Raw genomic sequence first — 25,652 nt, 5'->3', positions numbered from 1 at the left:
ACGGCCAGGGCCGCACCGTGGACTTCAAGAACACCGTGATCGTGATGACGAGCAACATCGGCTCGCCCATCATCCAGGCCATGGTGGGCAAGCCTTCGGAAGAGATCAAGGAAGCGGTGTGGGACGAGCTGAAGAACTACTTCCGCCCCGAGTTCCTGAACCGCATCGACGAGACGGTCGTGTTCCACGCGCTGGACGCGAAGAACATCGAATCGATCGCCGCGATCCAGCTGAAGGTGCTCACGGCGCGCCTCGCGAAGATGGACCTGGGCCTGGAAGTGTCGCCCGCGGCGCTGGCCGAGATTGCCAAGGTCGGCTTCGACCCGGTGTTCGGTGCGCGTCCGCTGAAGCGCGCCATCCAGCAGCGCATCGAGAACCCGCTCTCGAAACTGCTGCTCGACGGCAGCTTCGGGCCGAAGGACACGATCAGTGTGAGCGCCGAGGTTGTTCACGCACCCGGCAAGTTTGTATTCTCAAAGTCCGATCAATCCGTCGGCGAGCATGTCGCATGAGCCAGAGATGTCCGTTGGCGAGTTCCGCGCTACCGTTTCGCAAGGGTGTCGCTAGGAAAGTACGTCAACATGTCTTGGTAGTCGGCGCGACGAAACGGGGACCGGCCTGAGTCGTCGACGCAAGAGAGCGTGCGGCGTTGATTTCGCGTCATGCGGGCCCAAAGCCTTTGGCGGAAATCACCGACTCTCCGCTTTGCCCAGCTCCTGGTCAATCGCCGGACCAAATCGAGGGCGCTGAGCGGCTTCCGCCCGCGGCATTCAAGCCTGGGGGACATTGCGATGAGCTATAAGTACATCGATCTGCGCGCAGGCGAGGGCGAGGGCGACGACGACATGCTGCTGGTCCAAGGTCGGACACCCGCTTTCGGCTCTCTATGCGAACACAGTCAGCCTCGAATCCAGCATCCGTCGCGCCGTGGATCGCGAATGAGCTCGGCTTGAGACAGCGCTTACAGCTGCTCTACCTGGCGCGCAGGCTGTCCGTCATCTTTCCAGTACGCTTTCATTTGCAAACTTCCTTCAAAAGCCGCATATTCGAACAACCCCTTCAGGGAGGAACAATGTTCCGGCAGCCTCTTGGAAATTGTCAATCTGGCGTTCGTCTCATGGTTGTTTGCTCAGTCTTTGGCTAGGGCAATGACATGCGGATGCTGCTCATTGAAGACGATCCAATGCTCGCCGACATGATCCAGGAGGCCCTCGAGGGCATGGACATGATGTCGACCTTGCTCGTGACAGCGTCGAGGGACGATATCTGGCGATCGGGGGACACTACGTCGCGGTGCTACTCGATCTGAAGCTTGTGAGCATCGACCTTGGTCTTCTGCAGGCTATCAGGCGTGTCTCCAGTGTTCCAGTACTGATGCTTACCGCGCGTGACAAGGTCGCAGACCGGATCCATAGACTGCAATCGGGTGCGGACGACTACCTGGCGATGCCGTTTTCTGTTCTGACGTTGTTTGTTCGCCTTCAAGCGCTCTCGGAATCCGGTAGGGCGACAACCTACGCAGCTGAGGTTGGCCGACCTCGTGGTCGATCTCGAGAACCATATATGCGCGCGCAATCGAACGACGCTGAAAGCTTTCGCCTAAAGAGTTTTCATTGCTGACGAAGCACCTACAGCGGCACGGTCAGATTGTTTCGCATGCCTTGCTCGCGGCGCAGGTGTGAAACATGGGTTTGATGGCAATTCCACCAGGCTTGAAGTCACCATCGGACGCCTTCGAAGAAAGCTGGACGCCCCTTCTGACGTGAAGCTTCTGCACACGGTTCGCGGTGCGGCCTATGTGCTCGAAGATCGAACCGAGAGATCAGACCAGGCGGAAATCTGCTAGTCACGTGGCGTTGTTGGCCGTGGTCAGTGCCAACGAATCCACACGCTCGAATTCCGCTTCCGATCGACGGAGCAACTGGTGCGGCGGCTTTCGAGCATGGCGGCGAATGGCGCACGGCCTCGGCTGGCGATCTGGAATCGATGCTGCGTCGTCAACGATACCAATTGATCTGAACGGGACCGTGAGTGAAAGCAGCATCGGCCCGGAAAGAGGGGGCTGGCCTCGACGGCAGGCGCAGCTGCGTTGTGCGATGGGCGGCGCCGCTCGCGGGATGCACCAAGCGAATCTGGTTGCACCAATTAAAGAACTGCTCCAGCTCTGTGGATTTGTCGAAAAGAACGTCCGCGCCAAGTCCCATCGTGCGTTCGCGCATCTCCGAGGTCGGGTAATTCGTCAGAACGGCGACGCGTTGATGTGGCAAGCGGCGCTGGATCGAGCGCAGCACGTCCAAGCCAGAGCCCTCGCGCAAGAAGAGGTCAACCACGGCGAGTTGCCATGATTCGCACAGTCCGTCCAGGGTCGCCGCTGCGTCGTTGGCCGTCTCCGCAACGGCGATCACTTGCACACTGGCCATGTCGCGCAATGCCGGGATCAAGCTGTCTCTGATGGTCTTGCTGTCTTCGATGAGTACTGCGGAAAGCAACATACGAATGCCTCCAAGGATGGCGCTGCGCTGAAATGTCTCGTCAGTGACGGCATACTGAAGTCCAGCACGAGGAGGCCGAGCTTCGTTTGCGTTATTGAGGCGGCGTCGGTGGTGATGGGCTGAGGGTCAAGGACCTCCCGTCGGAATTCCTCCCCGTTGCCCTCCCCGCAGGACAGGGCCACTGGGACGCTCTTGAAGCGGGCGGGGCTTGGCTCGGATGACTTGATCAGGGCAACGATGCCTGCGATCCCCGTTGAGAAAAGCTTCCGCTCTCGAAGGCATGCCTTCATGCGGCGATCCCCTCGATGTCCAGTGGTGCAACGATCAACGTGTCGACCAGCGCGGACAGGATCGCGGCGAAGTCCAGGCCGAGCCGGCGACCGACCTTCCAGGTGCTCGGCGGAATGGATGTGCGAGTGCGCCGTGCAGCGCAACTGCCTGGCAACTGTGCGAATTGCGGACTCGCCAGCCGAGACTGCAGCAATCCACGCCGGGTGCGTATACGTTGCCCATGCAAAATCAATGGTCATGCGACGCAGGAGTCAAGCAGCCAGCGCGCTCTGCTCAGGCCGCCATCCCGGAGCAAGAAAATCGTTCGTTTGGTGCTGCTGGACGGCTCGAGAACTGGGCGCTCGAGCAATTGCTGCCTTACCGTACCGGCGCGAGAAGAATTCGCGCCCGACCTCGGTGAGTCCTCGAATGACGCTCGGCCTCACGTGCTCCTGAACAACGCCGTGGATCAAGCCCGCTCCTAGCAGCATGGCCGCGCTCTCGAATTCCTCCTTCTGCTTAACGATCACAGGGAAATCTGCCTTTTCAAGAATATGGAGATATTCCAATGCCAAGCAGTTCCGGTGATGCCAGTCAGCCGTGGCGGACTTGCGGCCGGTCGCCGCCGCTATCTCCTGCTCGCGCTCCTTCGTGCTTGGACGCACAAAAGCGCTCCTCGCGCAACGCGGGGGCGCGGGTGGAATGTCGAGTGTGGCTTCAATCAGGCCAGTCGCTTCTAAAACGGCGACATGCCCCGGCTCGTGTGCGCGCGTGGTCAAGTTTGGGGGCCCCTGTGCGAGGTCAATCAAGAAGTTCATGGGCATCGTTGCTCGTTGTGACCGGGTGGCAGCGCGAAATAAGTTGTTTGCTAGTGCTTCTGATTGAATGTGAATTTATCACATGGACCCGTTTTATTTCGTCCGGAACACGTCATGTTTGTCTCCGACGCATCGCCGGTGTCAGCAATAGACCGGCGGGACGCGCCCGTCGGCGCTGACTGACTGATGGAGGGCGGCAGCGGCTGCGCCGGGCGCGCATGGCCTGAAGGTCGAACCTTCACTCGGACTTGATCCGACGCGCTGTCCGTTTGGCACCTGCGATGTCTGCTGAATGTCAAGTTATCAACTCGATGATGCAAATCATTCGTCGACGGCGCGCCTTTACACGTCAATTGCACCCGCAAGGCCGCTACGCCCCCGAAACCGGATCCGTGATCTTTTCGATGTCTTGCTTCCGGGCGCCCGGGTTGCATGTTCGCATTCAATCGCTCCTGGAAGGCGGCAGCTCCGCGGAGCCGAACGACTTGGGACTGGACGATTCCAAGGCTGATCCGAAACGGTCGCGGGTGCACGCGTTACCCTCACGAGAGAGGCTGTGCCACATGAATCTGGCATTCGAATCCACAGCCCTTGCAACCGCGAGCGACCGGCTTCGCAAGAGGCTCGTCGCTCTCCGGCTGTGGGACGCAATCTGACGTGCGGCCTGCGTGCTAGAGGATCGAGCCAGGAGACCCGGCTCGCTTGAGGTCACTTAATGAGGAGCCGTTTTGCTGCTGTGGTTGCTTGATGCCGAATGCCTTCTCGCTATCCCCTTGAGCCGATCCGTTTCGGACCCCAATGTGCGCCATCGACCCCGAGTGTCTTGAGAGCCAAGCTGCCGAGCGGCGCTGTCGTTGACTGCCAGTATCCCTAGAGGACGCTCCAGCGCGAGGTCATGGTGAGCGAACGGAAGATGGGCGCCGCATCGTCAGGCGGGATGCAGAAGAGCCCCATGTCGGCCAGCGGACCGAGCGTGGCTTCGATCTCCGGATCCCACGCCAGCATGGCCATCGACCACTGCGGAAACGCGCGTGCGGCAATGAGTCGGTATTCGGTCACCGACAGGCCGCAATGCCGCTGGTCTTCGGTGATGGCGGCCATGACGCATTAGATGGCCGCTTCATCACCCTCGAGATGCTTCATGTAGGCACCCCGAAGATGGCACAAGGCACCGGTGATACCACTGCATGGTTCTTTCGCCGTGCCGGCGCCGCGCTGCCTGTCCCCCAAACCTCGCCGAGCCACGGCGAGACCAATGGCCGAGGATGGGCGGTCCGCAGGCCCGGCCGTGCAAGCGCCTCAGCGCTGCGCTGCCGGCGCACGCTCAAGGCGAGGCGAACGTCAACCGCTGCGCGATCAGCACGCCGTCCAGTACTCTGTCGCCCACGACCGTCACGTGCTTGCCGTCGCTCAGGTTTGCAGCCGTGCCGTTCTCGAATATGACGCCCGGACCGCTGGCGTCCACCGGCTGGCCGCGCACGCGAAAACTGGCGGGCGACTGGTAAGCGCCTATGGTGCCGATCAGCGTGAAGGAGGCCGGCCCGCCGGTGCCGGGCACATTGCGGATGCGCAGTTTCTTGACCACCAGTACGCCGCTGGACAGGGAACCGTCGACCTCTACCTTCACACCGTTGCCAAGTGAGCCTGCGGGCCCACCGGTGATCTGCGCATCGTTGGCATTTACCGGCGCGCCCAAGACCTTGAATGCGCCACGCGAGGTGAAGTCAGTGATCACGCCTGCCAGTTGGACGGCGATGCCGTCGCTCACGGGAATGGCGTACCAGCCCTGTACCTTCGTGGCTGCCAGCATGTTGGCAACCGGTGGCGCGACGCCGCGTGCGCGCACGATGAGGCCGTTCGCAAGCGACGGCGCATCGATGCCAGTGAACGTTGCTGCGTTGTAGTTGACCTTGAGTTGGCCGAGCATGAAAGTCTTGCTCAGGGTGTCGAGGCTCTGCACGGTGCCGGTGACCAGCGGATCGACCAGAGCCGGGGCAACTTGTACGCGGGTGGCGCGCAGACTGCCTGGGGCGCTTGGAAGGCCCCAGACCTGGGCGATGTTCCCGGCCGTGACATCGCCCAGCCCATTCCCGTCGCCCCAGACAGTGGCCGAGTCGATGCTCACGGTGGTACCCATCACGACGAAGGTTCCGGCGGCCAGGTCGATGGCTGAGGCCGCGCCGCGCAGTTCGGCGGCCGACACGACCTGGGTGGCGACACCGCTGGTGAAGTCGGCATCGACCTTGCCCACGACGCGCGCGCTCATGCCGATCTGAAAGTCCGTGGCGTCCTCAACGCTGAAGGTCGCGGTGTCTGTGTTGTAGCGCAGTCCGTTGAGAATGACACTGCCCAAGCCGTCGGCCGAGCCGATGCCCGCGGCGTCCGCACTGACGCCAGTCCCGCCCGAGCCCACGCCGGAGCCGTCGGTGCTGCCGCTGCCATTGCTTGCGGTGCTGGTATCGCCGCCTGCATCCGAAGAGGTCGAGCCACTGCTGGTGCCGCTTGTGCCTGTTCCGTTTCCTGCCGGGGCGTCCGCGCCGACTGCCGCGGACGGGGTCCCGCTCGCGCCAAGACCCAAGCTGATTGCATTGCCTGCCTCGCTCCCGCCGCCGCAAGACAGCAGCAGTGCGATGGCGGCGCCGGACAGCAACCCGAGCATGAGTCGGCGGTATGGATTCATCGTCTTCATTTCCTGGGCTCGTCTTTTGCGGCGTGCGCCTGCGGTGGCGTGCCTTCGTCCTCGTAGTAGGTGTAGATGCCGACGCGGATGCGACCCTTGGCGCCGACCGGGGCGCGCTCGACCGCCTGTGACATTTCATGCGCAAGTTCGCGATGCAGTGCCGACCAGCGCTGCCGCACCAGCCGGTGGATCTGCTCGCATTCCTGCAGGGACAGTCCGCGAGCGTATACGGCGCGCTCGAGCATGCTGGGCTGTTCGCCCAGGGTGTTGGAGACCGCCGCCTGCAGGTGGTCGCGCCCGTTGTCACCGAGAAATGCGAGCATCGACTGAAGATCGCCCACCGGCACGAAGCCATCGGTGGTGAGCTCGGCCACGCCATCGGTCTCGCTCACCATGTTCAGCCGGATCAGCTCATCGAGAATGGTGCGATGGTGGACATTGCCGCGGCTGCTCATGCGCGCCACGGTCTCGAACGAGGGCGCATCATCGCCTGCCGTGACGGGCAAGCGCTGGAAGGAAGCATCTTGGGTGAGCATCTGCAACCACAAGGTGAAAGTCTTGGCCGCCGCCGACAACTCGGTGTGGGGCAGTGGGTCGACAATGGCCCTGACCTTGGCGGTCACGGCCTTGCGGTTCAAACCGGTTGTCACGGAGAGTTGGCTCAGATTGGGGTTGGGCACGCCTTGGTTGTGCCATGAACGTCGCGCCTCCTCGATCAGCACGTCGCGCAACAATTCTTCCAGGTGAGGGTGCTTGACCCCCATGGCGAGCGCGAGCCTGACCACAGGCCGAAGAATACGAGCACAGGCGGCAAGAGCCCAGGTAAGCCGTTGTTCCATGAAGTGAGCGTCTACTCCTGTGGCTCGTTGAAAAAATTCTTGCGATGGCTGAAACGATCTGCGGTTTGTGCACTTCTGCGCACAGGTGCAGGTCGCTCGCGCCCCGAGGACCCGCCTCTAGCTGGCGCAAGTGCCATCAGACAAGCGCTTGACCGAGGTCCGCCCCGTCGCACTGATATTGACGACACGCGCTTGGCTCGCGCTGGGCGAAGCCCGGCAGATGGTAATGCTTGCCGGACTGGCACCAACGCCGGTGGCTTGGAACGTGAGCGCGCTTGCCCCGCCCGCATCGCGAAGCCGGTAACCGCTGGCGGCGGCGGGCTGTTGCAGGAGCACCTTGGTCCCGCTTAGCACGATCCAGCCCGCCTCCCATTGACCCGAAGTATCGCAATTCGCGCCGTCGGCGGACACGCACAGGCTCACGGGCGCATTTCGCTTGATCGCCTCGCTTTTCGCGAGTTGGCCGCCCGCAACGAGAGAGGTGGCGTAGGCGTTCATTTGGGTTGACACGCGCACGCCGTCGAACGAAGGCACTGCAACAGCAATGAGCACCACCAGCACCGCCAGTGCGACCATCAATTCGACCAGCGTGAAGCCGCATGTGGATGTTGCAGGCCGGCCCCTCCCTGTGCGGTCTCGGCCCTCTCGGCATTTGTGACGTTGGTGCAGTGGGCTCACTTTGAACCTATTTTTGAATGAACCAGTACACCCGCCCCTTGGGTTGCTTGAATGCAGATTTGGGTGTGGCGCCCTTGGGACTCAGGAAGGAGTCCGGGTTGGCTCCGATCACCACGTCGCGCATGCTGCCGTCATCGAGTTGGACGCGGCCCACCACTGGCGAAGGGGCCAGGCCGCCGCCCACCACGTTCTGAAACCTTCCTGCCGTTCCCTGTGGTGCGGCGTTGGCGTAGGACACGTTGTAGACGTTCGCGGTGCCCAGGTCGGCGCGACAAGACTGTTGCACGTTCGGATTGGTCGGCGTGTGCGTGTTGAATGTCGTCACACCATAGGCCGTGACAGAAGCCGTAACCACCTGTTCGCCAGCGGCCAGAGCCAGGTACCAGCCTTTCTTGTTCGCCAGTTCTGTGGCTGTCGGCGTGGTCGCACCAGTGATGGCCTGCAAAGAAGCTTGGCACAGCACGCCGACGTTGTCGCAGTGCGCCGACTCTGCGTTGAGCCAGTCGCTGTCGGCAGGCTTGTCAACCAGCATGTAAAAGCGGTTGGCGACACTGAGCGCGGCGCTGTAGTAGCGCAGTGGCTTTTCGCGGTCGCCGGAGCCCAGCAGGACCACGTACACGCCGTTGTCCTGCACCACGTCAGGCCCAAACAGGAACTTGCGGTTGGGGGTGCAGGGGGTCACAGTGTCGCAGCCCAGCGAGGCGATCTTCGTCATGCGCCAGCTTCCCGGCGACGCATCGCCGATGGAGATGCGGTAGACGTTGCCGCCCAAATCGGCCGCGTAGGCGAAGCGCGCCAGGCCGAGGCTGTCGACAACGATGGTGACTTCGCCGGCCACCGCACGGTCCGTCACGAAGGTGTTAAGCGATGCGCCGGTATTGGCGTCAAGCACATAGATCCGGTTGCCCTTGCTTGATGCGCCGCAGGTTTGGGCGGCAGACAGAGTGTCGACGTCTTCACACTTGTCGTATCCGCCGCCAAACACTAGCAGAGGGCTGTTGCCGGCCCCGTAGCCGGTCGACTTGACGACCTTCGGCGCCGACCAGGTTTGGCCGATGCCCTCCATTGCTGTGTCACAGCCGGTGTCATCTTCCTGGTTCGGACAGCCCTTGCGCCACTTGAGGGTCGGCGCCGCTGGATTCGACACGTCGAAGGCATAGATCAGCCGGCCACCGCGACGCATGCTCGCGAACAGCCAAGCGGTCGTGTTCTGCCGGTAGGCCGCCACGGCGCCGTCCATGCCGTAGGGTTTGGGCGCCAGAGAGCCGGTGGTTGCCAGCAGTCCTGGGAAGTTGATGCGTGTGCTGTTGTCGTACAGGCGTTTCAGGTTGCCGTAGAACTCTGGGGGCACGAAGGACCAGAGTTCGTCGCCGGCTGCCGCCGAGCCGATGGCCGTCGAGCGATTACCGTTGATCGCGCGCAGCACGCCGTCGTTGCCGCCGTAGAAAACAACTACCTGCGGCTGGGCGTCGGTACCGTAGTTGACCGCCACCGGGCGCGAATGCACGACGTCGCCGTGCACCGAGGCGCGCATCGCGGCGGACGTGATGGGGTTGCCGCTCGCGTCCGTGCGCTCGTCACCCTTGTCGTCGGCCCCGCGCACCCAATTGATCAGATTGGTGCGCGCGGTGGTGCTTGTCACGCCGAGAGCCGCCTGGGTGATGGCGAGGTTGCCGTCGGCGAAACTGGTGAGCGTCGAACAAGAGCCCGGCGCACAGGTCTTCATGTTGCGGCTGGCCACAGCCGAGCGACGCAGCATGTATCCCTGGGCGCCTTTCTCAACAACGTTACCGTCGGGGCTGTCCGCGGCCTCCTTGCCGAGGCAGTCGCCTGATGGGTGAAAGCTCCAATAGGCATCTGTGTCGCTCGGCGGGGGTGTCCAGAAACTGCGCGCACAGGGCGCGACAAAGCCTGTCTGGTTGTTCACCGCGTTGGAGCTGGCAGCGTCCTGCAGGATCAGCTGATTGGCGGTGTCCAGGCCTAGCTTGTATTGCTTGAGATTGCCGTTCCATCGCGGCAGCGCATCTTGATCGGGACGGAACATCCCGACGAACACTTGGTTCAGGTAGGTGCCTTGAGTGTTCACGCTCACGGGAAGACTCACCGAGGAGAAGACGCTGTTGACCGACTGGATCTTGCTGAAGATGTCGTCCAGCGCTGCGCCCAGCGACGCGCCCAGGTCAGGGTCGGAGGAGATGTCGTAATACTCGCCACGGCTTTGAGTGGCCATGCTCTTGAGCAACGCGCTCCATCCGGGACCTTGGCCGCCGGTGGCCTTTGCGGCCTCGACGGTGTACAGCTTCACGCCCATGCTGGTCTGCATGAATCGCGCCCATTCGTCGGCCATGTTGTCCTGCGAGCCACTGGGGCTCAGCACGATCGGGGAGATGCTGCCGCCTGCGGCGAGCAGGGCGTCCGATGCGGTCTTGCTGTCGCTGGTGTTGTCCTGCGCGGCGCCGTTGCTGATATAGATGACGTAGGTGCCGACGCAGTTCTCCGTGCTCGGTCCCAGGTAGGTCGTGCCACTCGTCGCGTTCAGCGCATTGCGAGGCAACGCGTACACCGCTTTCGATGCGGCAGTGCCGTAGATGTTGCCGCTGTAGTCTGCCTTGAGTTTGTTGTTGCCCGCGATCGGGGCCGCGCTGGCCAAGTAGCGATAGACCTCGGCCATGGTCTTGCCGGCCTTCCCGCCGTTGGATTTGTCGTCCAGCTTATTCAGGCTGCGGATGAGCGCGCCGTACTTGACCTTCGTGCCGTCGTCCAATGTGCGAACTGCCGCGCGGACATAGCCGCCGTCGCTGTTCGAGTTACCCCCGCCGGACTCGCTGAACATCATCAGGCCGACTTTGAACTTGTTGGATGGCAGGCTTTCGAAGGCTTTGGCGAGTGCGGTGAGCTCGGCGGCGAACGGCTGGTTCCAGTTGGCCGTGTTGTCCAGCACGAAAAGCACATTCGGGGCCTGCGATGCGGCCTGGTTGTAGCCGACGAAAAGGTCGATGTCTTCAGCGTGCGAGCACCTCAGCGTCAGTCCCAGCAATGCGGCGGCGCACAGGGGCGCGAAAATCTTCTGTGTCATGGTGTCGGCCCGGTCGTCGTGTTACACAGTGCTTCGAATTGCGCCTTGTTGAGCAGTGCCCGTACCCCTTGGCGAACCGCTGTGGTGGCGCCGCTGGCGGCGTCGGTCACGGAGGTGCTGATGTCCCAGACGGAGTTGTATTGATCGGGCAACGAGGCGAGTCCGGAGCCGGAACTGGAGCCCCCACCCGTGATCCCGCTCGGGCCGGTCACGGTACCGCCGGCGGTGTCTACTGCTTTGGTTGCCCGCACACAGACTGGCGCTTCGACCGAAACGGTGTAGTCACTGACGCCGTCGTTGTCGATGTCGACCAAGCTCACGGTGGGTTGTGGCGCCGTCAACGATGCGCTTCCATCGGAATTTGGCGCGAGTAATCCGGTTGCCACTTCCTCGATCGCGCGGTTGGCGGCGGCGACGGCTTCGTTGCGCGTTTGCAGGTTGCCGATTGACTTGAGGTTGGCTGTGCTGAGCTTGAACGCTGCGGTCACCGTGAGCGTGATCAGCAGCAACATGATCATGCCAATGATCAGCGCGGCGCCGCGCTGGGCGCGCATGGCAGGCGCAAGAGGCACGAACGTGGCAGTGCGCGATGTCATGGCGTTTCTCTGCGGCCAGTCACGTTCGTCAGGCGCACGGTGGTGACGAACGCATGACGCTTGTAGTGGTCGTTGAATGGGCCGAGCGTGGCGGCGCCCAGGTTGTAGGTTCGGGTGTCTGTGTGGCCAGGTGACATGTCCGTGCTGCGCGCCAGCACGTGCAGCCTGACGGCCACTGCGTTCACAAGCTGATCGGCAGTACAGGGCGAGACGGCACCGCAATGCACGAAGTCGCCGTCCGGGCTGCCGTCGCCGCGGTTGGACGGTGTGAGCCTGTTGGCGGAGTCGGCCCAGTCAATGGCACTGGCATAGTTGACTGGAGCCGCGGTCTTGCCGAGCGTGTCCAGGCCGAACTCGACCTTGAGCCCCTCGACCCCCTCGATCAGTGGCACCGGCGGCTGCTGCGCGAGGACGCCTGCAGCCAACCCGAAGCGCGATCGCATCAGCGTGGGCGTGCCATCGCCAACCGTGTCGGCATAGTCGCGCACATAGTAGATGTCCGCCATGAACTTGCGTTTGGGTGAAGGCGTCGTGCAGTCCTTGCTCAGCATGTCGGCGAAGCCAGCGACAGAAAGATCAAACGACGAGGGCTTCTGCGTGCCGCACAGCGACGACTGAAAATACAGGGCGCCCGGCGTGTCCGGTTCGCAATTGGTGGTGCCTGGCAGGCATGTTTCTGCGTGGCGCACGACGAGCACATCGGTATTGGCCTTCTTGCGCTTGAGCAGTTCCGTGCAGGAGGGGGGAACGTCGTCGTAGCTCTGCACAGGCAGGTCGAGCAGCTTTCGCTTGTAGTCTTCGTTCCAGTTGGCGGCGGAATAGGCGAGGCAGGGATCAGGGAGGGCGCCGGTGGGCACATGTTCTGGAACGCCGCTGACTGTGAGGTCGTCGAACTGCGGCATGTAGTTTTCCCAGAAACCGGCATGGGCGAGTTCGTTTTCCAGCACAAAGATGCTGAGTCGCCCACTTTCAACCTGGCGGTTCACGCGTTCCATTTCGCGCTGTGTGTTGCTCACATTCAAGAACAGTGCAAGCAGCGCCGCGATGACGACGAGCGTGATGGTGATAGAGACCATCAACTCGATGAGCGTCAGCCCGCGTTGGCGGTGCCGTCGCGCGGTCATGACAGCGTCCCGATGCGCACCAGCGTGGTGACCGTGCGGCGGCACAAATCGTTCACGCAACGCGTGGCGTCGTTGTACAAGTCCTTGCCGCAGGGCACGCCTGTGGACGGCGCGCTGATGGGCAGCAGGCCCTGCCAAGCGACGGTGACCAGGTATTCGTTGTTGCCCAGGTCCTGCACGCAACCGCGGCCACCGATCACCGTGCCCATCTTGCTTGCGCCATCGGTCTCGGCAGCGCCCTGCAGCGCGTTGCACCACTCCGCCGTGTCCACTTCCTGGCGTGTTGTGCCCATCGCTGGACAGTCGCCTCCGCTGCCCAGCGCAGTGCTTGTGACGTAACTCGCGGCCATCCGGCGATTGATAGCGATGCGGTTGGCCATGTCGTTCAGCATGATGAGTGCCTGCGACCGCTGGTAGCCCTCCATTTCCGAGGCCTGGAGGCGCGCTTGCAGGCCGACAAGGCCGAAGAGGCCGAATGCCACCACGATCAGCGCGACCATCACTTCGATCAAGCTCACGCCGCGCTGGGCACGCGAGGCGCGCGTGCTCGCATGGCCTTTCACCATTTCCCGGGCGGCGTCTTCGCGCCGTCGCTGCCAAGAGTAAGGGGCCCGTCGCTTGCCTGAGCGCCGAGCGGGGTCAGGGTCAGAGTGAAGGCGGGAAGAGCATTGTCCGACAGGACGACGTCGTAGCTGTAATTGCTTGCGACCTCAGCCGGCAACGCGTAGCCGCTGGCCGTCAACGCGCTCTTGTTCGCATAGTTGCGGTTGGCAAGCAGGTATTGCTGCTGCCTGTTGGCGATGTCCATCATCTGGGCCTGTGCCGCCGAGCGCTTGGAACGAATCACGTACTGCCTGTAGCTTGGCAGCGCGATGGCCGCCAAGATCGCCACGATGGCCACGGTCACCATCAGTTCGATGAGCGTGAAACCACCCGCATTGCGTCGTCGTCCGGAGTCGAGGGTCATGGCGACTGATAGATGTGTCGTTATGTAAATGTGAATTTATCACATTTTTGTGCGACGGTTTTGCTTGACGCGGGAACGCTCGATTGGGACCGGGAAAAAAAACGCCCGCACGAGGCGGGCGAGGGGTAGCTCTAGGAGGGAGGGAGGCAGAGGAGAGAGACAGAGCTACCGGTACCCATCTTAATGTGAAAAAATCACATTTAAAAGCCCTCTGCACGAAATTACTACTTTATTCCACAAAATATGGAGCTTCTGATAGCGCCATTTCTAAAGAATTTAGAACCGATGGTGACGCGCGCCGTGGGTGCGGGCCGCCGCAGGGGTGCCAGCCGTCTTTGCCGAGGTGCCATCGACATCGGCGAGCCCATCAGGCCTTCATCGGCGTGGCTGCAGATGTGGCATCCGTCTTGCACCGTGTGCCCCGCGCCTCTACAGCGCAAGCCCGAACAATCGCCATCGTCTGTTCTATAGTTCAACTATTATTGAAATATGAGAGACGGGCCGTGATCAAAGCATCACCGCTTTGCTGCGCTCGCTGACGCCCCACGCCGATGTGCGCGGCCATCGAATGGGCGCCCAAGCGCTTCGGAGCATGGCAGCCTTCGCTGCATCAAGAGGCGTGCATCGGCTGGGCATCTTGACGACCACAGTGCAGCCGTTCCTGGAGGCCCAAGGCTTGCACTGCGATCGACGGCACTCCCAACACCTGTGCCGGCCCGCCGCGAGTTCAAGTGCCTGCGTCCGGACATGGCCGTGCGCTTGTTCAAAAACCTTACCCAACTTCCTCGACCGACAAATATCGTCATGCCTGAAAGAACCTATCACGTGCTGTTCACCAGCACGGCCAACTCCGCGCGCTCCATCCTGGCCGAGGGCCTGCTCAATCACATGGGCAAGGGGCGATTCAAGGCTTACTCGGCCGGCAGCCGTCCGCTGGGCGAGGTGAATGCGGATGCGTTGGACACGCTGGACAAGATGCACGTTCCCATCACCGACTATCGCAGCAAGAACTGGGATGAGTTCGCGAAGCCGGATGCGCCGGCGATGGATTTCGTTCTGAGCGTGTGCGACAAGGCGGCGGACGAGGTGTGTCCGGTGTGGCCTGGCCAGCCGATCACCGCGCACTGGGGCGTGGTCGATCCCGCAGCCTTCGAGACCTCGAAGGAAGCCGTCGGACGCTGCTTCATGGACACAGCCCTCACGTTGAAGCGCCGGATCGAGCTGATGCTCGTGTTGCCCCTGTACCGGCTCGACGCAATGGTCATCCAGCGCGTGATCCGCGACATCGGGGAGGTCGAAAAGGCGCCACCGTGATGCTCAACGTCCTCTTCTTCTGCCCCATATTCCGCTACGAGCCTCGGGCCAGCAACACGGTGGAGGACTTTGCGCGCTCGGTACTACCGGCAAGGCCGCGTCATCCGCAGGATAAGGCGAAGGTCGAATCGGCCGTGCAGGTCGTGGAGCGCTGGATCCTCATGCGCCTGCTGCACCGCGGCCAGCGTGTGGCCGCGCATCAGCGCAGCGCGCACAAGGGTGGCTTCATGACCGTCGTCGCCTATCTGCCGGCGGCGCACCGCACGCATCTCGAGTGGACGCCCGAGCGCCTGGTCCATGGGGGGCAGAGCATCGGCGCGGCCACGGGCCGCCTAGTGGCGCGTCTGATCGAAGAGCGGCGTCACCCCGAGCACGGCTACCGGGCATGCCTCGGGCTGCTGTCGCTGGCGCGCCGCTACGGCCGCGAGCGCCTGGAGGCGTCCAGCCAGATCGCGCTGGAGCCGGGCACGGCGAAGTGCGTGCATGTGAAGGCCATCCTGGTCAACGAGCGCGATAAGGCGGCCGCGAGCACGGCGCCGAACTGGACCAGCCCACCCCACGAGCATGTGCACGGCCCGGCGTACTACGAGTGACCGCCGGACTGCATCCGGCACTTGAACAAGAAAAAAATTCCAATGATGATGAACACGACCCTGGATCAACTGCGCAGCCCGAAGTTGCTGGGCATGCAGCGGGACTGCAGGACCAGCTCACCAGCGCCGGCATGACGGCCATGAGCTTCGAAGAGCGCACGGCCTTGCTGGTCGAGCGAGGGGTGCACTGGCGCGGCGACAAGCGGCGTGGGCGGCTCTTGAAGGAGGCGCGACTGAAGTACCCACAGGCGGCATCGAAGACATGGACGTTCGCGCCGTTCGCGGCGTCGATCGCAAGGCGGTGATGAGTCTGGCGCTGGGCGACTGGATCGATTCGGGCCACAGCGTGCTGATCACGGGACCAACGGGTGCGGGCAAGTCGTGGCTGGCTTGTGCGCTGGCGCAGTACGCCTGCCGGGACGGTCGCTCCGCCTACTACCAGCGCATGCCCAGGCTGGGCGAGGAACTGCGCATCCGCCACGGCAACGGGACCTTCGGCAAATGGCTGATCCAACTGGCCAAGACCGACGTGCTGCTGCTGGACGACTGGGGCATGGCCGCGCTGGACGCTCAAGCCCGCAGCGATCTGCTGGAGATCATCGACGACCGAGCGGCCAGCAAGGGCCATCATCATTACCAGCCAACTGCCGATCAAGCACTGGCACGCCTGGGTCGGAGACGCCACCATCGCCGACGCGATCCTTGATCGCCTGATGCAGCAGAACCACCGACTCACCCTCACGGGTGAGTCATTGCGCCAGACCGCGAGAACGCCTCAAAAGGAGAAGAACAAAGACCCATCGTGACCGTCACTTCTACATCTGAACGCGCAACTCAGCACGCAAGGCGACCGGTCACGATAGAGCGGGAACGTCGGTCACGTTCGCCGGAATACGTAGCGACTGAAAGGGCCGAGAATCCGCCGCACGAAGACGTACCTTTCCATCCCGTGACACTCCCTGCGCCAATCGCATCCACATCGAGCCCAGATACTTTGAAGCGAACCCCCGGACGTGCTGGTGGCGTGCTGGAAGTGCTTCTCGCATTTTTGCGTCTTGGCCTGACCTCGTTCGGCGGCCCGGTCGCGCACCTGGGCTACTTTCGCGCCGAGTTTGTCCAACGGCGCCGGTGGTTGGACGATCGCAGCTATTCAGACCTTGTGGCGCTGTGCCAGTTCTTGCCTGGTCCGGCGAGCAGCCAAGTGGGCATGGCCCTAGGCCTGTCGCGCGCAGGCTGGCTCGGAGCCTGCATGGCGTGGGTGGGTTTCACGCTGCCTTCTGCGCTGGCGCTGATTGTGTTCGCCTACGGCGTCTCGCGGTATAGCGATCTGGCCACCTCCGGGGCCGTCCATGGGCTCAAGGTGGCAGCCGTCGCGGTGGTTGCGCAGGCCGTGTGGGGCATGGCTAAGTCACTGTGCCCGGACCGCTCGCGGGCTGGCCTCGCAATCTTCGCGGCGCTGCTGACGCTGGTGCTGCCGTCGGCCTTCGCTCAGATAGGCGCCATCCTTGGTTGCGGCCTGCTGGGTTGGGGCCTGTTGAAACTGCCTCACCAACGAGCATCGGTCCACATCGACTACGGCGTATCACGGCGCGCGGGCATCGTGGCCCTGACGTTGTTCACGGCGCTGTTGCTGGGCCTGCCGCTGTGGGCGGCGACCAGTGGCTCCGCGACATGGGCGTTGATCGACGGCTTTTACCGTTCGGGCGCCCTGGTCTTCGGCGGCGGGCACGTGGTGCTGCCCATGTTGCAATCCACGGTGGTGCCTGATGCGATCAGCAATTCAGACTTCCTCGCCGGCTACGGCGCAGCGCAGGCTGTGCCGGGCCCACTGTTCAGCTTCGCGGCTTACCTTGGGGCCGTGATGAACGGGCCGCTGTCAGGCTGGGTCGGTGGTCTGCTATTTCTGGTGGTGATCTTCGTGCCGGCCTTCCTGATGGTCGTGGGGGCCTTGCCGTTCTGGGACACTTTGCGCCAGCGAGACGACATCCAATCCACCATGGCAGGGGTCAACGCGGGCGTCGTCGGGATCCTGTTGTCGGCACTCTATGACCCGGTGTGGACCAGTGCCATCTACAGCGGCATCGACTTCGCGTTCGCACTGGCGGCGTTCGGGTTGCTCGTTTATGCCCGGATCTCACCGGTGGTCGTTGTGATCCTTGCCGCGATCGCCGGCCAACTGCTTCACATGTAAGAGCACGGCCCACATCCGCGAAGCGCCGCCGCGTTGCTGGCAGCAAGTCCGACAGCCTGTTGCCGTGCATGCATGGAAAGACTGCGATTCAGGTAGCTTCATATTGAGCACTGGCGACACACAACGAGTCTCCATTTCAGCTCGGTGATTTGGTCGACTCAGCCATTGCATGTGGAGGCCGGCGCTCGTAAGCTTGCGCCCCCGCTACCACGCATTGGGCGAAGGCGTAGCAGATCGTCGATTATGGTGGTCGATCCCAGAATGAGGTGTGCCATGTCAATACGCATCAAGCGAGTGCAGCAGTGGATTCTTTATCTCCCGCACCATCGTATTGCGCTGGCGGCAATGCTTCTGTCGCTCGGCGCATGGTTCGTCTTTTGGTTCGACCTCGCATGACGTGATGTACAGCAAACGGGTGGCCCTTTGGCCGCTTTAGCCTCGATGCGCAGCCCTTCTCATGATCAGTCATTCCGAGTGCGACGTTCCGTGTCGTCTTATCGCCCGTGAGATTGGCTGGTGGGGCTTGGTGGGCGTGTTGCTCGCAGCGCTGCAACCTTTCATTGCGATTCATTTCCGCGAGGATGGCTGGGAAGACGAGCCGGCTTTCGCATTCGATCGGTAGGCGCGACGGTTCAGTTCGAACCTGACGAGCGCTCGACCATCCCGCCAGCCGAGAGGCCACCGTGTTTGTCCACTCGGCCGCGAGCATTGACATGCCGAATGTTTTCCAGCCTGGACTGGATGAGCTGATGGCCCTTGTGACGGGACGTGGGGCATTGGCCTGCACTGGCTGATGCTCTTGCTGCTTGCCGCTGTGTATGCATCCATGGAGTTGCGTGGGCTCGCGCCCAGGGCAGCGAGTTGGGCGCAAGCCTCAAGCCGTTGCACTTTGTGCTTGGACTGAGCGTGCTTGTGGTGGTCACGCTCCGGCTTGCTGAGTGATGGCGCGCCGGCGCGGCGCCTGACATCCGATCGCCGTTGCCAAAATGGCAGGACAGGCTGGCGCGATTCATGCACCGGGCGTTCTACGTCTTCATGATCGCCACGCTAATCCTGGCATGGTTTGACGCTGAGCGCCGAAGGCAAGCCGACCATTCTCTTCGGTCTGAGCGTGCCGTCGCTGCTTGGCGCGAACAATGCACTGTCTGAGCAGTTGCAGGACGTTCACGAAGCGCTGACTCGAGTGAGGTCACCTGGTGCAGATCAACTGCCGCTCACACGCTTTGCTGATGCACCGCGACGCGACCAGCAGGTTATCGGCCGATCCGCTGCGGCAGGCCTCTACGGGGATCAGTGCTGATTTCCTTTTGGGAGTTGCCTTCGCCAAGCGTTGTATGGAGATCAACACTGGAACCGCTCCACGTTTTCCACGAACCGCGAGCGTCTGCTCGAGCACGAGGTGATCGAGGGCTTTTACCGAAATGATGAGCGCGACCAGCGCGGGCTGCTCTGCCGGAACGCTTCTCGGTGGACGGCGAGCCCGTTCAGGACTGGACCAGCAAAAAAAGCTTCACGCTTCAATTGTGGATGACGACGAAGCCGTGGGCGGTGACGGTGGCGCCATGGGGCGCGATGCGTAGGCACAACTGGCGCGGCATCGGAACCGAGACGGATACGACTGTGGCTGATATGCCAACGGCGGGCGCACCTTTTTTCACCGAACAGCGCGACTCTTTATTGTGGGGATGGGCTAACCTCCCGTCCTGGATTTGCTCGACGGACGGTCGGGCGGGCGCATGGCTATTTCGTCCACAGTGCGTAGGGCTTGACCGTCACGCTGACGTTGCCCTTGGCCGGGCCTCTAGTCATTGTTGTTCCCCTCAAGCCTTAAGTCCAGTGTCATTGCCTCATGAAGATCTTCGGCACGATCCAGCGAAACCGGCGCCTGCTGCCGCTCACAATGCGGTGAACGCATAAGCCGGTCAAGCGTTTGGCGCTTTCGGTCTGGCGATGCATGTGCATCCGACGTTCAGCGCTCAGTGTGCGAGCAGGTGCTGACGCCGGAAAGGGTGTAGGTTGGGCAGCTGCCGACGACCCCCGTCAATAGCGGCACCACGCTGATGAAGCCTCAAAATCCGATGGTTCCTTTAGCCGCCAGTGCAATGAGCAACAGCCCTGCGCCGATGCGCACCGCGCGGTCGAGGATCGCGACATTCTTCGACAAGAATGGCATGTACCGGCTCCTTAGGGGCATGGAAGAATCTTGCACGAATGCCCGGCAGTGCACGTTGAGATGCATCAAGCTTCTGGCATCGACCCCCGGGGGGTGCGTTATCTCGCGAGCTCGAGCGCACGTTCGGTCGGTGATGCGGCGGCACGTCCTTGAAAATTCCCGAGTACGGGAGTTGCTACGTCAGTTGCACCGCGAATCGCTTGCCCCTGGCCCTGGACCGTCGCCCTGTCGCTGGAGTCGCCTTGGGGGGCGATCAGCAAGCAGTCGCCCCACGGTGCATAGATTCCTCGGACTTGTGCTTGACGTGGCATAGGCTTCCCCGCGTCTGATACCGGCCCAACTCGACCCTTGGAGGCGAGAATCTACTGGCGCTGTCAACCGCGCCGAATAAGCGCTCGAACTCGGTCGCGGCGAACACCATCAACTTATAGCGCAGACAGACGTGCTCGGGACGCAACTCGCCGTGCCCTTGCACGATGTTCCCCTCTGCGGCCCGCGTGCGCGGTAGGCCCTCATGCACCGTCATCGAATGATCCATGCGGTCGAACATGTGGCCCCCGTGGGCTCGGGCGAATTCGAACCTGCCTTGAATGTCGAAGCTGAACTTACGTCGTGGCGATGGCGCGAGACGCCGTCGCGCTCGTCGACCGCGGTGTGAACGGCGTCCCGGCAGAAATGCGCCAAGACGGCTACGAAGCGTTGATATCTGCGGGATCAGAATGCTGTGACGGTCTCGATGCTTCGAGTGTCCGCCGAAGGATGGCGGTCTTGACCACTGCCTCGAGGCAGCGCAGACTGGTTCGGGTATCAGGCCTGCGAGCTGTCTCGGACTGTGCCGCCGGCAAGATCGATTTTATCGTGTTTACACGGCCATTCCGCGCGCTCAAGCTCAATGCTGGCGCGCATACCTCAGCGCCTGCTGCTGCGCATGGCGAAGCGCCTCGGGGCGCGTGGCGTAGGGTTGGGCATCCTGCGGCAACTGCACCGGCTCTCCTTGTGCCGGCCAGCACATCGCGACGGCCCGGAAAAAGGCCCCTGCCGGCTGGGCTTCCAGCTCGCAGTGCCAGCGTCCCAGGTCGAAGGTCTGATTTTCGTCGATGTCCATGGCGTCAAGGCACTGCGGACCATGAGCCCGAGATGCGGCGTTCGAGTTCGGCAATTCCCACGTGGGACAAGTCCTTGTTCAGCGTGGTTTCGATCCGTTGGATGACCGCGTCGCTCAGCTGCGACTTCAACTCTCCCAAGAATGGATTCGAGGCGAGTAGCGTGAGCGAACCGTACTCGCCGGCATTCAGGCCCGCATCCAGCCGCTGGGCGATTTCCTTCGCGAAGCGCCGGTGCTCCTTGTGCCTCACGTCGATGCGCGGCTCGAATCGTTTGGGGCCGGGATCGTTGTCGGCGGCCTGGCCGCCATTGCTCGCGCCAAGCTCGCTGGCATGCAGGCGGCTCCTGTCGTGCGAGAAGGCTGCCACTGGCACGAGCGACGCTGCGGCGTTATCGCGGAGAAAGATGCGTGCCGATGCTGCATTGGCGATGACAATCCATTGGGTCTTCATGGTGGGTCCCGCAGTAAGAGGTGACGCGTCGAAGACTAGGACGCTTACACAGCGCGGAGGTTGCGATGGATCAACCTTCCTTCCTTGCCCCGGCGACGCGTGGCGTGCCTCGCGCTTCGCTTCCTTTCGTAAGGGGCCATTGGTTCGACCCACACGGCGACAACTTTGCGTCGCGCAATTGACAGCAATCTCAGCACCGGAGCATTGGCGCGCCGACAGGCCCGAACATCGACGAGCCCGGTGTCGAAGCTGCTGCATGTAAGCGTCTGCAGTAAGCGTCGTCTCAGCACCCTCTGTTTTTGTTGATGGCTTTGAGCCGCATTGGTTGTTCGGTGCGCACGGCGGTCGTGTGCATCAAGAACTGTTAATGCACATCAATGAACGATCAAGACACACCGAGCAAGCGCCGTCGGCGCGAGCACAGCCCGATGTTCAAGCGCGAGCTGGTCGCGCGCAGTCTGGTGCTCGGCGCCTCGGTGGCGGCCGTCGCGCTGGAAGCGGGCATCAACCCGAACCTGCTGTTCGCATGGCGCCGGATGCACCTGAGCGCGCAAGAGCGGTCTTCGACGCCGGCGCCATCGACCTCCTCGCCGATGCTGCTGCCCGTCACCATCGAAGCTGCGCCGGTTGCGCCATGCCCTTCGCCAACGGTGGCGGCGCCTCGCCAAGCCGCTGGGACCATTGAGATCGATGTCGGCGGTGTGCGGGTTCGACTGCGCGGCACGATTGACGAAGCCAGCGTGCGCTGCGTACTGCAGACGCTGAAGGCGCTGGCGTGATCGGCCTTCCCACGAGCACTCGCGCGGGCCACACCGACATGAGGAAGGGCTTCAACGGCCTGTCGGCGCTGGTGCAGACGGCGCTGGAGGCCAATCCGTTCTGCGGTCACGTCTTCGTCTCCCGCGGCCGGCGCGGCGACATGCTGAAGGTCCTATGGTTCGATGGCGAGGGCCTGCTGCTCCTGGCCAAGCGTTTGGAGCGCGGCCGCTTCGTCTGGCCGCAGGCTGTGTCGGGCAGGGTCTCGCTCTCGCCGGCACAGCTGTCGATGCTGCTCGAAGGCATCGACTGGCGCATGCCGACGCACACCGATCAGCCCGTGCCCGCGGCCTGAACCGCGAGCAAGATTCGTCTTCTGAACGCGCGGGTCTCAGTCGATTCCGGGCAGATCCGATGGCATAGTAGCGGGCGTGCCGAACGCCACCCACGCACCCCACACCGTCGATTCGCTGCTGCGGGTCGTGCAGGCGCGCGACGCGGAAGTTGCACTGCTCAAGCTGCTCGTGGACAAGCTCAAGGTGCAGCTGCTGCGTCAGGTCCGAGTCCGCTTCGGCGCCTCCAGCGAACAGCTGGACGATCTGCAAATCGCGTTGATCGAAGGCTTGCCGATGCACGAGCTTGCACCGGTCTCACAGACGCCGAAGGCGCAAGCCGCCAACAGCGAAGGCTTCGAGCGCAGCCTGCCCGCGCACTTGCCGCGAGAGAACCATGTGTACCGCCCCCAGGCGTCGGATGCTCGGCACGACGCCGCCGGCCAGGCCTGCGGCTGCAGCGCGTGCGGCGGCCGGCTGCGCCAGATCGGCCAGGACGTCTCGGAGCAACTGGAGTACGTACCCTCGCGCTTCAAGGTGATCCGCCACGTGCGCCCCAAGCTCGCCCGCGTGGCGTGCGAATCGATCTTCCAGGCGCCAGCGCCGAGCCGACCCATTGCCCGCGGCGTGGCCGGTCCCGGGCTGCTGGCCCACGCGCTGGTCGCCAAGTATTGCGACCACCAGCCGCTGTACCGCCAGAGCCGCATCTACGCCCGCGAGGGCGTCGTGATCGAGCGCGCCACCATGGCCGGCTGGGTCGGCCAGAGCGAGAAGCTGCTCGACCCGCTGGTTGCAGCACTCGGGCGCTACGTGCTGGCAGGCTCCAAGCTGCATGCCGACGATACGCCGGTGGCGGTGCTCTTACCCGGGCGTGGCCGCACCAAGACCGGAAGGCTCTGGGTCTATGTGCGTGACGATCGCACATCGGCGAGCGCGGACGCGCCAGCGGCGTGGTTGCGTTACTCGCCCGACCGCAAGGGCGAAGATCCCCAGGCGCACCTGAAGAACTTCAAGGGCGTGTTGCAGGCCGACACGTATGCCGGCTTCGCCAAGCTCTATGCAAACGGCAACGTCATCGAGGCTTCGTGCTGGGCACGTGCGCGCATCGTCGGCCTCTACATGGATCCGCCGTTGATGGCGATGGTGCTGTGCGTGGACGAGAAGAGCCAGTTCCAGGCCCTGGATCGCACACAGCCCTTGCTGCCGCTTGCCCCAGGCATTCCAGAGCGGCATACCCATGACTACGAGCGCCATGGCACCACCACGCTGTTTGCGGCCCTGGCCCTCGCCACGGGATCGGTGATCGGTGAGATGCATCGCCGCCACCGCAGCAGCGAGGTTCCTGCAGTTCCTGCGAACCGTCAAGGCCAGCGTGCCAGCGGTGCTGGACATTCATCTGGTCATGCACAACTACGGCACACACAAGACGGCGTCGATCAGATCTTGGCTGGCGCGGCATCCGCGCGTTCACGTGCACTTTACGCCGACCTCGGCGTCGTGACTCAACCAGGTCGAGCGCCGGTTCGCGACGCTCACGCAGTGCTGCATTCGCCGCGGTACGCACCGCTCGACACGGCAACTCGAGCAGACTATCCGCGAGTACCTCGACATCAACAACGCCAAGCCGAAGCCCTTCGTCTGGTCGAAGACTACCGAAGACATTCTCGCCAGTGTCGAGAGGTTTTGTCTGCGAACTTCTAACTCACGACACTAGGCCGAATCACGATCGTGCCTCCGCCTCCATGATCAACTCCACCTTCGTACGCATTTATTGCGCAGCCGATGCTCGCACCGCGGAATGCCCCATGTGCGAGGTGCGACAGCAATTTGCGCATGGGAGACGCGCGCCAGGAGTCTTGCCGCCGTCTCGTTTACAGCCGTCACCCGGGCACCAGAGCTACTGCGCGAAAGCACCGAGCGCGAAGACACTGTTTGGCACGTTCGGCAACGAGGGTGGATACCGTCGACCCACGGGGGCAATCGCTGACGGATTTTCCAACTCGTGTTGTCGAAGCCGCTCGCGGCCATCCGGCAAAAGAAACCATTCCGCGGGACCCGTTCGATCGCTCGGCTCGACGTCGACAAGTCCCTGCGCTTTGGCGGCGCGCAGCGTGCGACGAACCTGTTCGACATCGCAGTGCACCAGCGCGGCCAGCTCCTTTGCCTGAGCTCCCAAAGGGAGGGTCAGCATCGCGCGAAGTATCGATGCGGTCAATGGCTTGATGGACGATGGAGCTGATGGAAGAGCTTCGGGCGATGTTTGAGTCATAAGAGGTGTAAACGGCTAGTTGGGTGACGATGCGCCGAAGGCCGGTGAGATCGATGTCGCTGCGTATTCGCGTTGATCACTACAACGGCTGCTGCGCATTTCGTCAATAGGCGAAGCTGCCGTTGTCTGTCGGATAAACGCGCCTATCCGCTTCGAGCTTAGGAGCCCTTGGAAATCACAGGCGTGACGCTCTTTCGCGAACAGTTCCGCGCACGGGGAGAGTTCCGGTGTCTTCGACACTGAATTTGACTTTCTCGACCAGACCGTTGGTGAGAGATAGCCAAGTCTGATAGTCGAAGATCAGAACTCTCCGTGTTCCCTGATCCGTGCGTTTACCGCCCGAACCCCGCCGTGCGGGGCGATCAGGCGGCAGTAGATCGAGCGAGCGCTGGCGGGTCTTGGTCATGACGCGGAACGATGGCGGGAAAAAAGAGGCTGCGGTCCCTCGGCTGGTGGCCTCGTCTTCCGTCAGAGGCCGCCCACCGCAACAGCTCTCATTCGGCTTTCACTTCGATGCGGCGCGGCTGCGCGTGCGATGCTTTCGGTATGCACAGCTTCAGCACGCCTTGGTCCAACTCGGCTGTGACCTTCTCGGTGTCTAACTCCTTGCTGAGCGTGAAAACGCGCCGGAACCGGCCGAGTGCCACTTCGGTATGGCTGATCTTCAAGCCTTCGGCGACCTTCAGGGCCGATTCTGCGTCAATGGTCAGCGTCGAGGCTTCCACATGCAGGTTCAGTCCTTCGCGGCTCACGCCGGGCAGGTCCGCGTACAAGGTGATGCCATTGATGTCCTCGATCACGTCCACTGGCGGCGTGAGCGCGGATGCCTCGTAGCGGGCGTTGTCGGAAACGCCAGAGTCCTGGCGAGCCGAGCGGCCGGTTGCTTGAATGTCGCTGTTCATGATCTATCCTTCCTTGTGTTTCGACG

27 protein-coding genes and 4 pseudogenes are annotated in these 25,652 nt (G+C 62.7%); 13 read left to right on the top strand and 18 right to left on the bottom strand.

Going from position 1 to position 25,652, the window contains the following annotated elements:
• The 3 genes from BM013_RS40010 to BM013_RS42110 form a co-directional block, all read left to right on the top strand.
• Positions 1-512 (top strand): AAA family ATPase (locus BM013_RS40010; protein WP_177225718.1); only part of this gene is annotated, 512 nt, incomplete at its 5' end.
• A gap of 754 nt (positions 513-1,266) precedes the next feature.
• Positions 1,267-1,620, top strand: coding sequence for a response regulator (locus BM013_RS42320; protein WP_371281910.1), 354 nt, complete (start codon positions 1,267-1,269; stop codon positions 1,618-1,620).
• 58 nt (positions 1,621-1,678) lie between these two features.
• Positions 1,679-1,846, top strand: a complete 168-nt coding sequence (locus tag BM013_RS42110) for a helix-turn-helix domain-containing protein (protein ID WP_256221906.1) — start codon at positions 1,679-1,681, stop codon at positions 1,844-1,846.
• Between the two features lie 151 nt (positions 1,847-1,997).
• On the opposite strand, the gene BM013_RS40000 is transcribed toward BM013_RS42110, so the two are convergent.
• From BM013_RS40000 to BM013_RS39950, 11 genes are all read right to left on the bottom strand, one after another.
• Complete coding sequence (locus BM013_RS40000; protein ID WP_093136293.1) at positions 1,998-2,492, bottom strand: response regulator; 495 nt, start codon at positions 2,490-2,492, stop codon at positions 1,998-2,000.
• A 542-nt stretch (positions 2,493-3,034) separates the two neighbouring features.
• Entirely contained in the window at positions 3,035-3,580 is a 546-nt protein-coding gene (locus tag BM013_RS39995) for a hypothetical protein (RefSeq protein ID WP_143098528.1), read from the bottom strand.
• An 870-nt stretch (positions 3,581-4,450) separates the two neighbouring features.
• Positions 4,451-4,681: a BLUF domain-containing protein gene (locus BM013_RS39990; RefSeq protein ID WP_093136290.1), complete on the bottom strand. Its 231-nt coding sequence runs from the start codon at positions 4,679-4,681 to the stop codon at positions 4,451-4,453.
• A gap of 223 nt (positions 4,682-4,904) precedes the next feature.
• Complete coding sequence (locus BM013_RS39985) at positions 4,905-6,269, bottom strand: DUF5666 domain-containing protein (protein ID WP_093136288.1); 1,365 nt, start codon at positions 6,267-6,269, stop codon at positions 4,905-4,907.
• Complete coding sequence (locus BM013_RS39980; protein WP_093136286.1) at positions 6,266-7,099, bottom strand: DUF6502 family protein; 834 nt, start codon at positions 7,097-7,099, stop codon at positions 6,266-6,268. The genes BM013_RS39985 and BM013_RS39980 overlap by 4 nt, the downstream gene beginning before the upstream one ends.
• A gap of 117 nt (positions 7,100-7,216) precedes the next feature.
• Entirely contained in the window at positions 7,217-7,777 is a 561-nt protein-coding gene (locus tag BM013_RS39975; protein WP_256221905.1) for a GspH/FimT family pseudopilin, read from the bottom strand.
• Between the two features lie 7 nt (positions 7,778-7,784).
• A complete protein-coding gene (locus BM013_RS39970) occupies positions 7,785-10,853 on the bottom strand; it encodes a pilus assembly protein (RefSeq protein WP_093136280.1) in 3,069 nt (1,022 codons plus the stop codon).
• Positions 10,850-11,449, bottom strand: a complete 600-nt coding sequence (locus BM013_RS39965; protein ID WP_256221903.1) for a pilus assembly PilX family protein — start codon at positions 11,447-11,449, stop codon at positions 10,850-10,852. The genes BM013_RS39970 and BM013_RS39965 overlap by 4 nt, the downstream gene beginning before the upstream one ends.
• Positions 11,446-12,573: a PilW family protein gene (locus BM013_RS39960; protein ID WP_093136275.1), complete on the bottom strand. Its 1,128-nt coding sequence runs from the start codon at positions 12,571-12,573 to the stop codon at positions 11,446-11,448. Before BM013_RS39960 ends, BM013_RS39965 begins: the two co-directional genes overlap by 4 nt.
• Positions 12,570-13,139, bottom strand: a complete 570-nt coding sequence (locus BM013_RS39955) for a prepilin-type N-terminal cleavage/methylation domain-containing protein (RefSeq protein ID WP_093136273.1) — start codon at positions 13,137-13,139, stop codon at positions 12,570-12,572. The genes BM013_RS39960 and BM013_RS39955 overlap by 4 nt, the downstream gene beginning before the upstream one ends.
• Complete coding sequence (locus BM013_RS39950; RefSeq protein WP_093136270.1) at positions 13,133-13,540, bottom strand: type IV pilin protein; 408 nt, start codon at positions 13,538-13,540, stop codon at positions 13,133-13,135. The genes BM013_RS39955 and BM013_RS39950 overlap by 7 nt, the downstream gene beginning before the upstream one ends.
• A gap of 804 nt (positions 13,541-14,344) precedes the next feature.
• On the opposite strand from BM013_RS39950, the gene BM013_RS39945 reads away from it, so the two are divergent.
• The 6 genes and pseudogenes from BM013_RS39945 to BM013_RS41595 all read left to right on the top strand — a co-directional run bounded on the left by BM013_RS39945 (position 14,345) and on the right by BM013_RS41595 (position 18,938).
• Positions 14,345-14,854 (top strand): arsenate reductase ArsC, encoded by a 510-nt coding sequence (locus BM013_RS39945; protein WP_093136268.1) that lies wholly within the window; start codon positions 14,345-14,347, stop codon positions 14,852-14,854.
• A 32-nt stretch (positions 14,855-14,886) separates the two neighbouring features.
• Positions 14,887-15,447 (top strand): annotated as a pseudogene (locus tag BM013_RS39940) (hypothetical protein); the annotation flags it as partial.
• Between the two features lie 42 nt (positions 15,448-15,489).
• Positions 15,490-16,253: pseudogene (gene istB, locus BM013_RS39935) on the top strand (IS21-like element helper ATPase IstB).
• Positions 16,254-16,414: 161 nt separating this feature from the next.
• Complete coding sequence (chrA, locus tag BM013_RS39930; RefSeq protein WP_371281907.1) at positions 16,415-17,638, top strand: chromate efflux transporter; 1,224 nt, start codon at positions 16,415-16,417, stop codon at positions 17,636-17,638.
• Between the two features lie 273 nt (positions 17,639-17,911).
• Complete coding sequence (locus BM013_RS42105; protein WP_256221902.1) at positions 17,912-18,034, top strand: hypothetical protein; 123 nt, start codon at positions 17,912-17,914, stop codon at positions 18,032-18,034.
• A gap of 667 nt (positions 18,035-18,701) precedes the next feature.
• The gene (locus tag BM013_RS41595) at positions 18,702-18,938 is read left to right on the top strand and encodes a hypothetical protein (RefSeq protein ID WP_177225717.1); all 237 of its coding nucleotides are present in this window, start codon (positions 18,702-18,704) and stop codon (positions 18,936-18,938) included.
• Positions 18,939-19,607: 669 nt separating this feature from the next.
• On the opposite strand, the gene BM013_RS42315 is transcribed toward BM013_RS41595, so the two are convergent.
• From BM013_RS42315 to BM013_RS39905, 4 genes are all read right to left on the bottom strand, one after another.
• Entirely contained in the window at positions 19,608-19,694 is an 87-nt protein-coding gene (locus BM013_RS42315; RefSeq protein ID WP_371281905.1) for a YgaP-like transmembrane domain, read from the bottom strand.
• Positions 19,695-19,706: 12 nt separating this feature from the next.
• A complete protein-coding gene (locus tag BM013_RS42310; protein WP_371281900.1) occupies positions 19,707-19,811 on the bottom strand; it encodes a YgaP-like transmembrane domain in 105 nt (34 codons plus the stop codon).
• An 889-nt stretch (positions 19,812-20,700) separates the two neighbouring features.
• Complete coding sequence (locus BM013_RS39910) at positions 20,701-20,916, bottom strand: hypothetical protein (RefSeq protein ID WP_093136257.1); 216 nt, start codon at positions 20,914-20,916, stop codon at positions 20,701-20,703.
• Between the two features lie 4 nt (positions 20,917-20,920).
• Positions 20,921-21,367: a host attachment protein gene (locus BM013_RS39905; RefSeq protein ID WP_093136255.1), complete on the bottom strand. Its 447-nt coding sequence runs from the start codon at positions 21,365-21,367 to the stop codon at positions 20,921-20,923.
• Positions 21,368-21,744: 377 nt separating this feature from the next.
• Here BM013_RS39905 and BM013_RS39900 point away from each other — a divergent pair, with 377 nt between their 5' ends.
• The 4 genes and pseudogenes from BM013_RS39900 to BM013_RS42095 form a co-directional block, all read left to right on the top strand.
• On the top strand, positions 21,745-22,146 hold the full coding sequence (locus BM013_RS39900; RefSeq protein WP_093136252.1) for an IS66-like element accessory protein TnpA: 402 nt from the start codon (positions 21,745-21,747) through the stop codon (positions 22,144-22,146).
• Positions 22,143-22,478 carry an IS66 family insertion sequence element accessory protein TnpB gene (tnpB, locus tag BM013_RS39895; RefSeq protein WP_093136250.1) on the top strand — a complete coding sequence of 112 codons (336 nt, stop codon included), beginning with the start codon at positions 22,143-22,145 and terminating at the stop codon, positions 22,476-22,478. The genes BM013_RS39900 and tnpB overlap by 4 nt, the downstream gene beginning before the upstream one ends.
• Before the next feature lie 76 nt (positions 22,479-22,554).
• A pseudogene (locus BM013_RS42100) lies at positions 22,555-23,547 on the top strand (IS66 family transposase); the annotation flags it as partial.
• Positions 23,548-23,559: 12 nt separating this feature from the next.
• Positions 23,560-24,169: pseudogene (locus BM013_RS42095) on the top strand (IS630 family transposase); the annotation flags it as partial.
• 183 nt (positions 24,170-24,352) lie between these two features.
• Here the strand turns inward: BM013_RS42095 and BM013_RS41090 are convergent.
• The 3 genes from BM013_RS41090 to BM013_RS39880 form a co-directional block, all read right to left on the bottom strand.
• Positions 24,353-24,646: a hypothetical protein gene (locus BM013_RS41090; RefSeq protein ID WP_143098527.1), complete on the bottom strand. Its 294-nt coding sequence runs from the start codon at positions 24,644-24,646 to the stop codon at positions 24,353-24,355.
• A 253-nt stretch (positions 24,647-24,899) separates the two neighbouring features.
• Entirely contained in the window at positions 24,900-25,130 is a 231-nt protein-coding gene (locus BM013_RS41085) for a hypothetical protein (protein ID WP_143098526.1), read from the bottom strand.
• 88 nt (positions 25,131-25,218) lie between these two features.
• Positions 25,219-25,626, bottom strand: a complete 408-nt coding sequence (locus BM013_RS39880; protein ID WP_093136247.1) for an Hsp20/alpha crystallin family protein — start codon at positions 25,624-25,626, stop codon at positions 25,219-25,221.
• Positions 25,627-25,652 lie beyond the last annotated feature (26 nt).

It is taken from the genome of Variovorax sp. OK605, from assembly GCF_900115445.1.
Classification (GTDB): domain Bacteria; phylum Pseudomonadota; class Gammaproteobacteria; order Burkholderiales; family Burkholderiaceae_C; genus Variovorax.
Note: the sequence above shows the minus strand (reverse complement) of the source record. Positions and strands in the feature narration are given on the sequence as shown.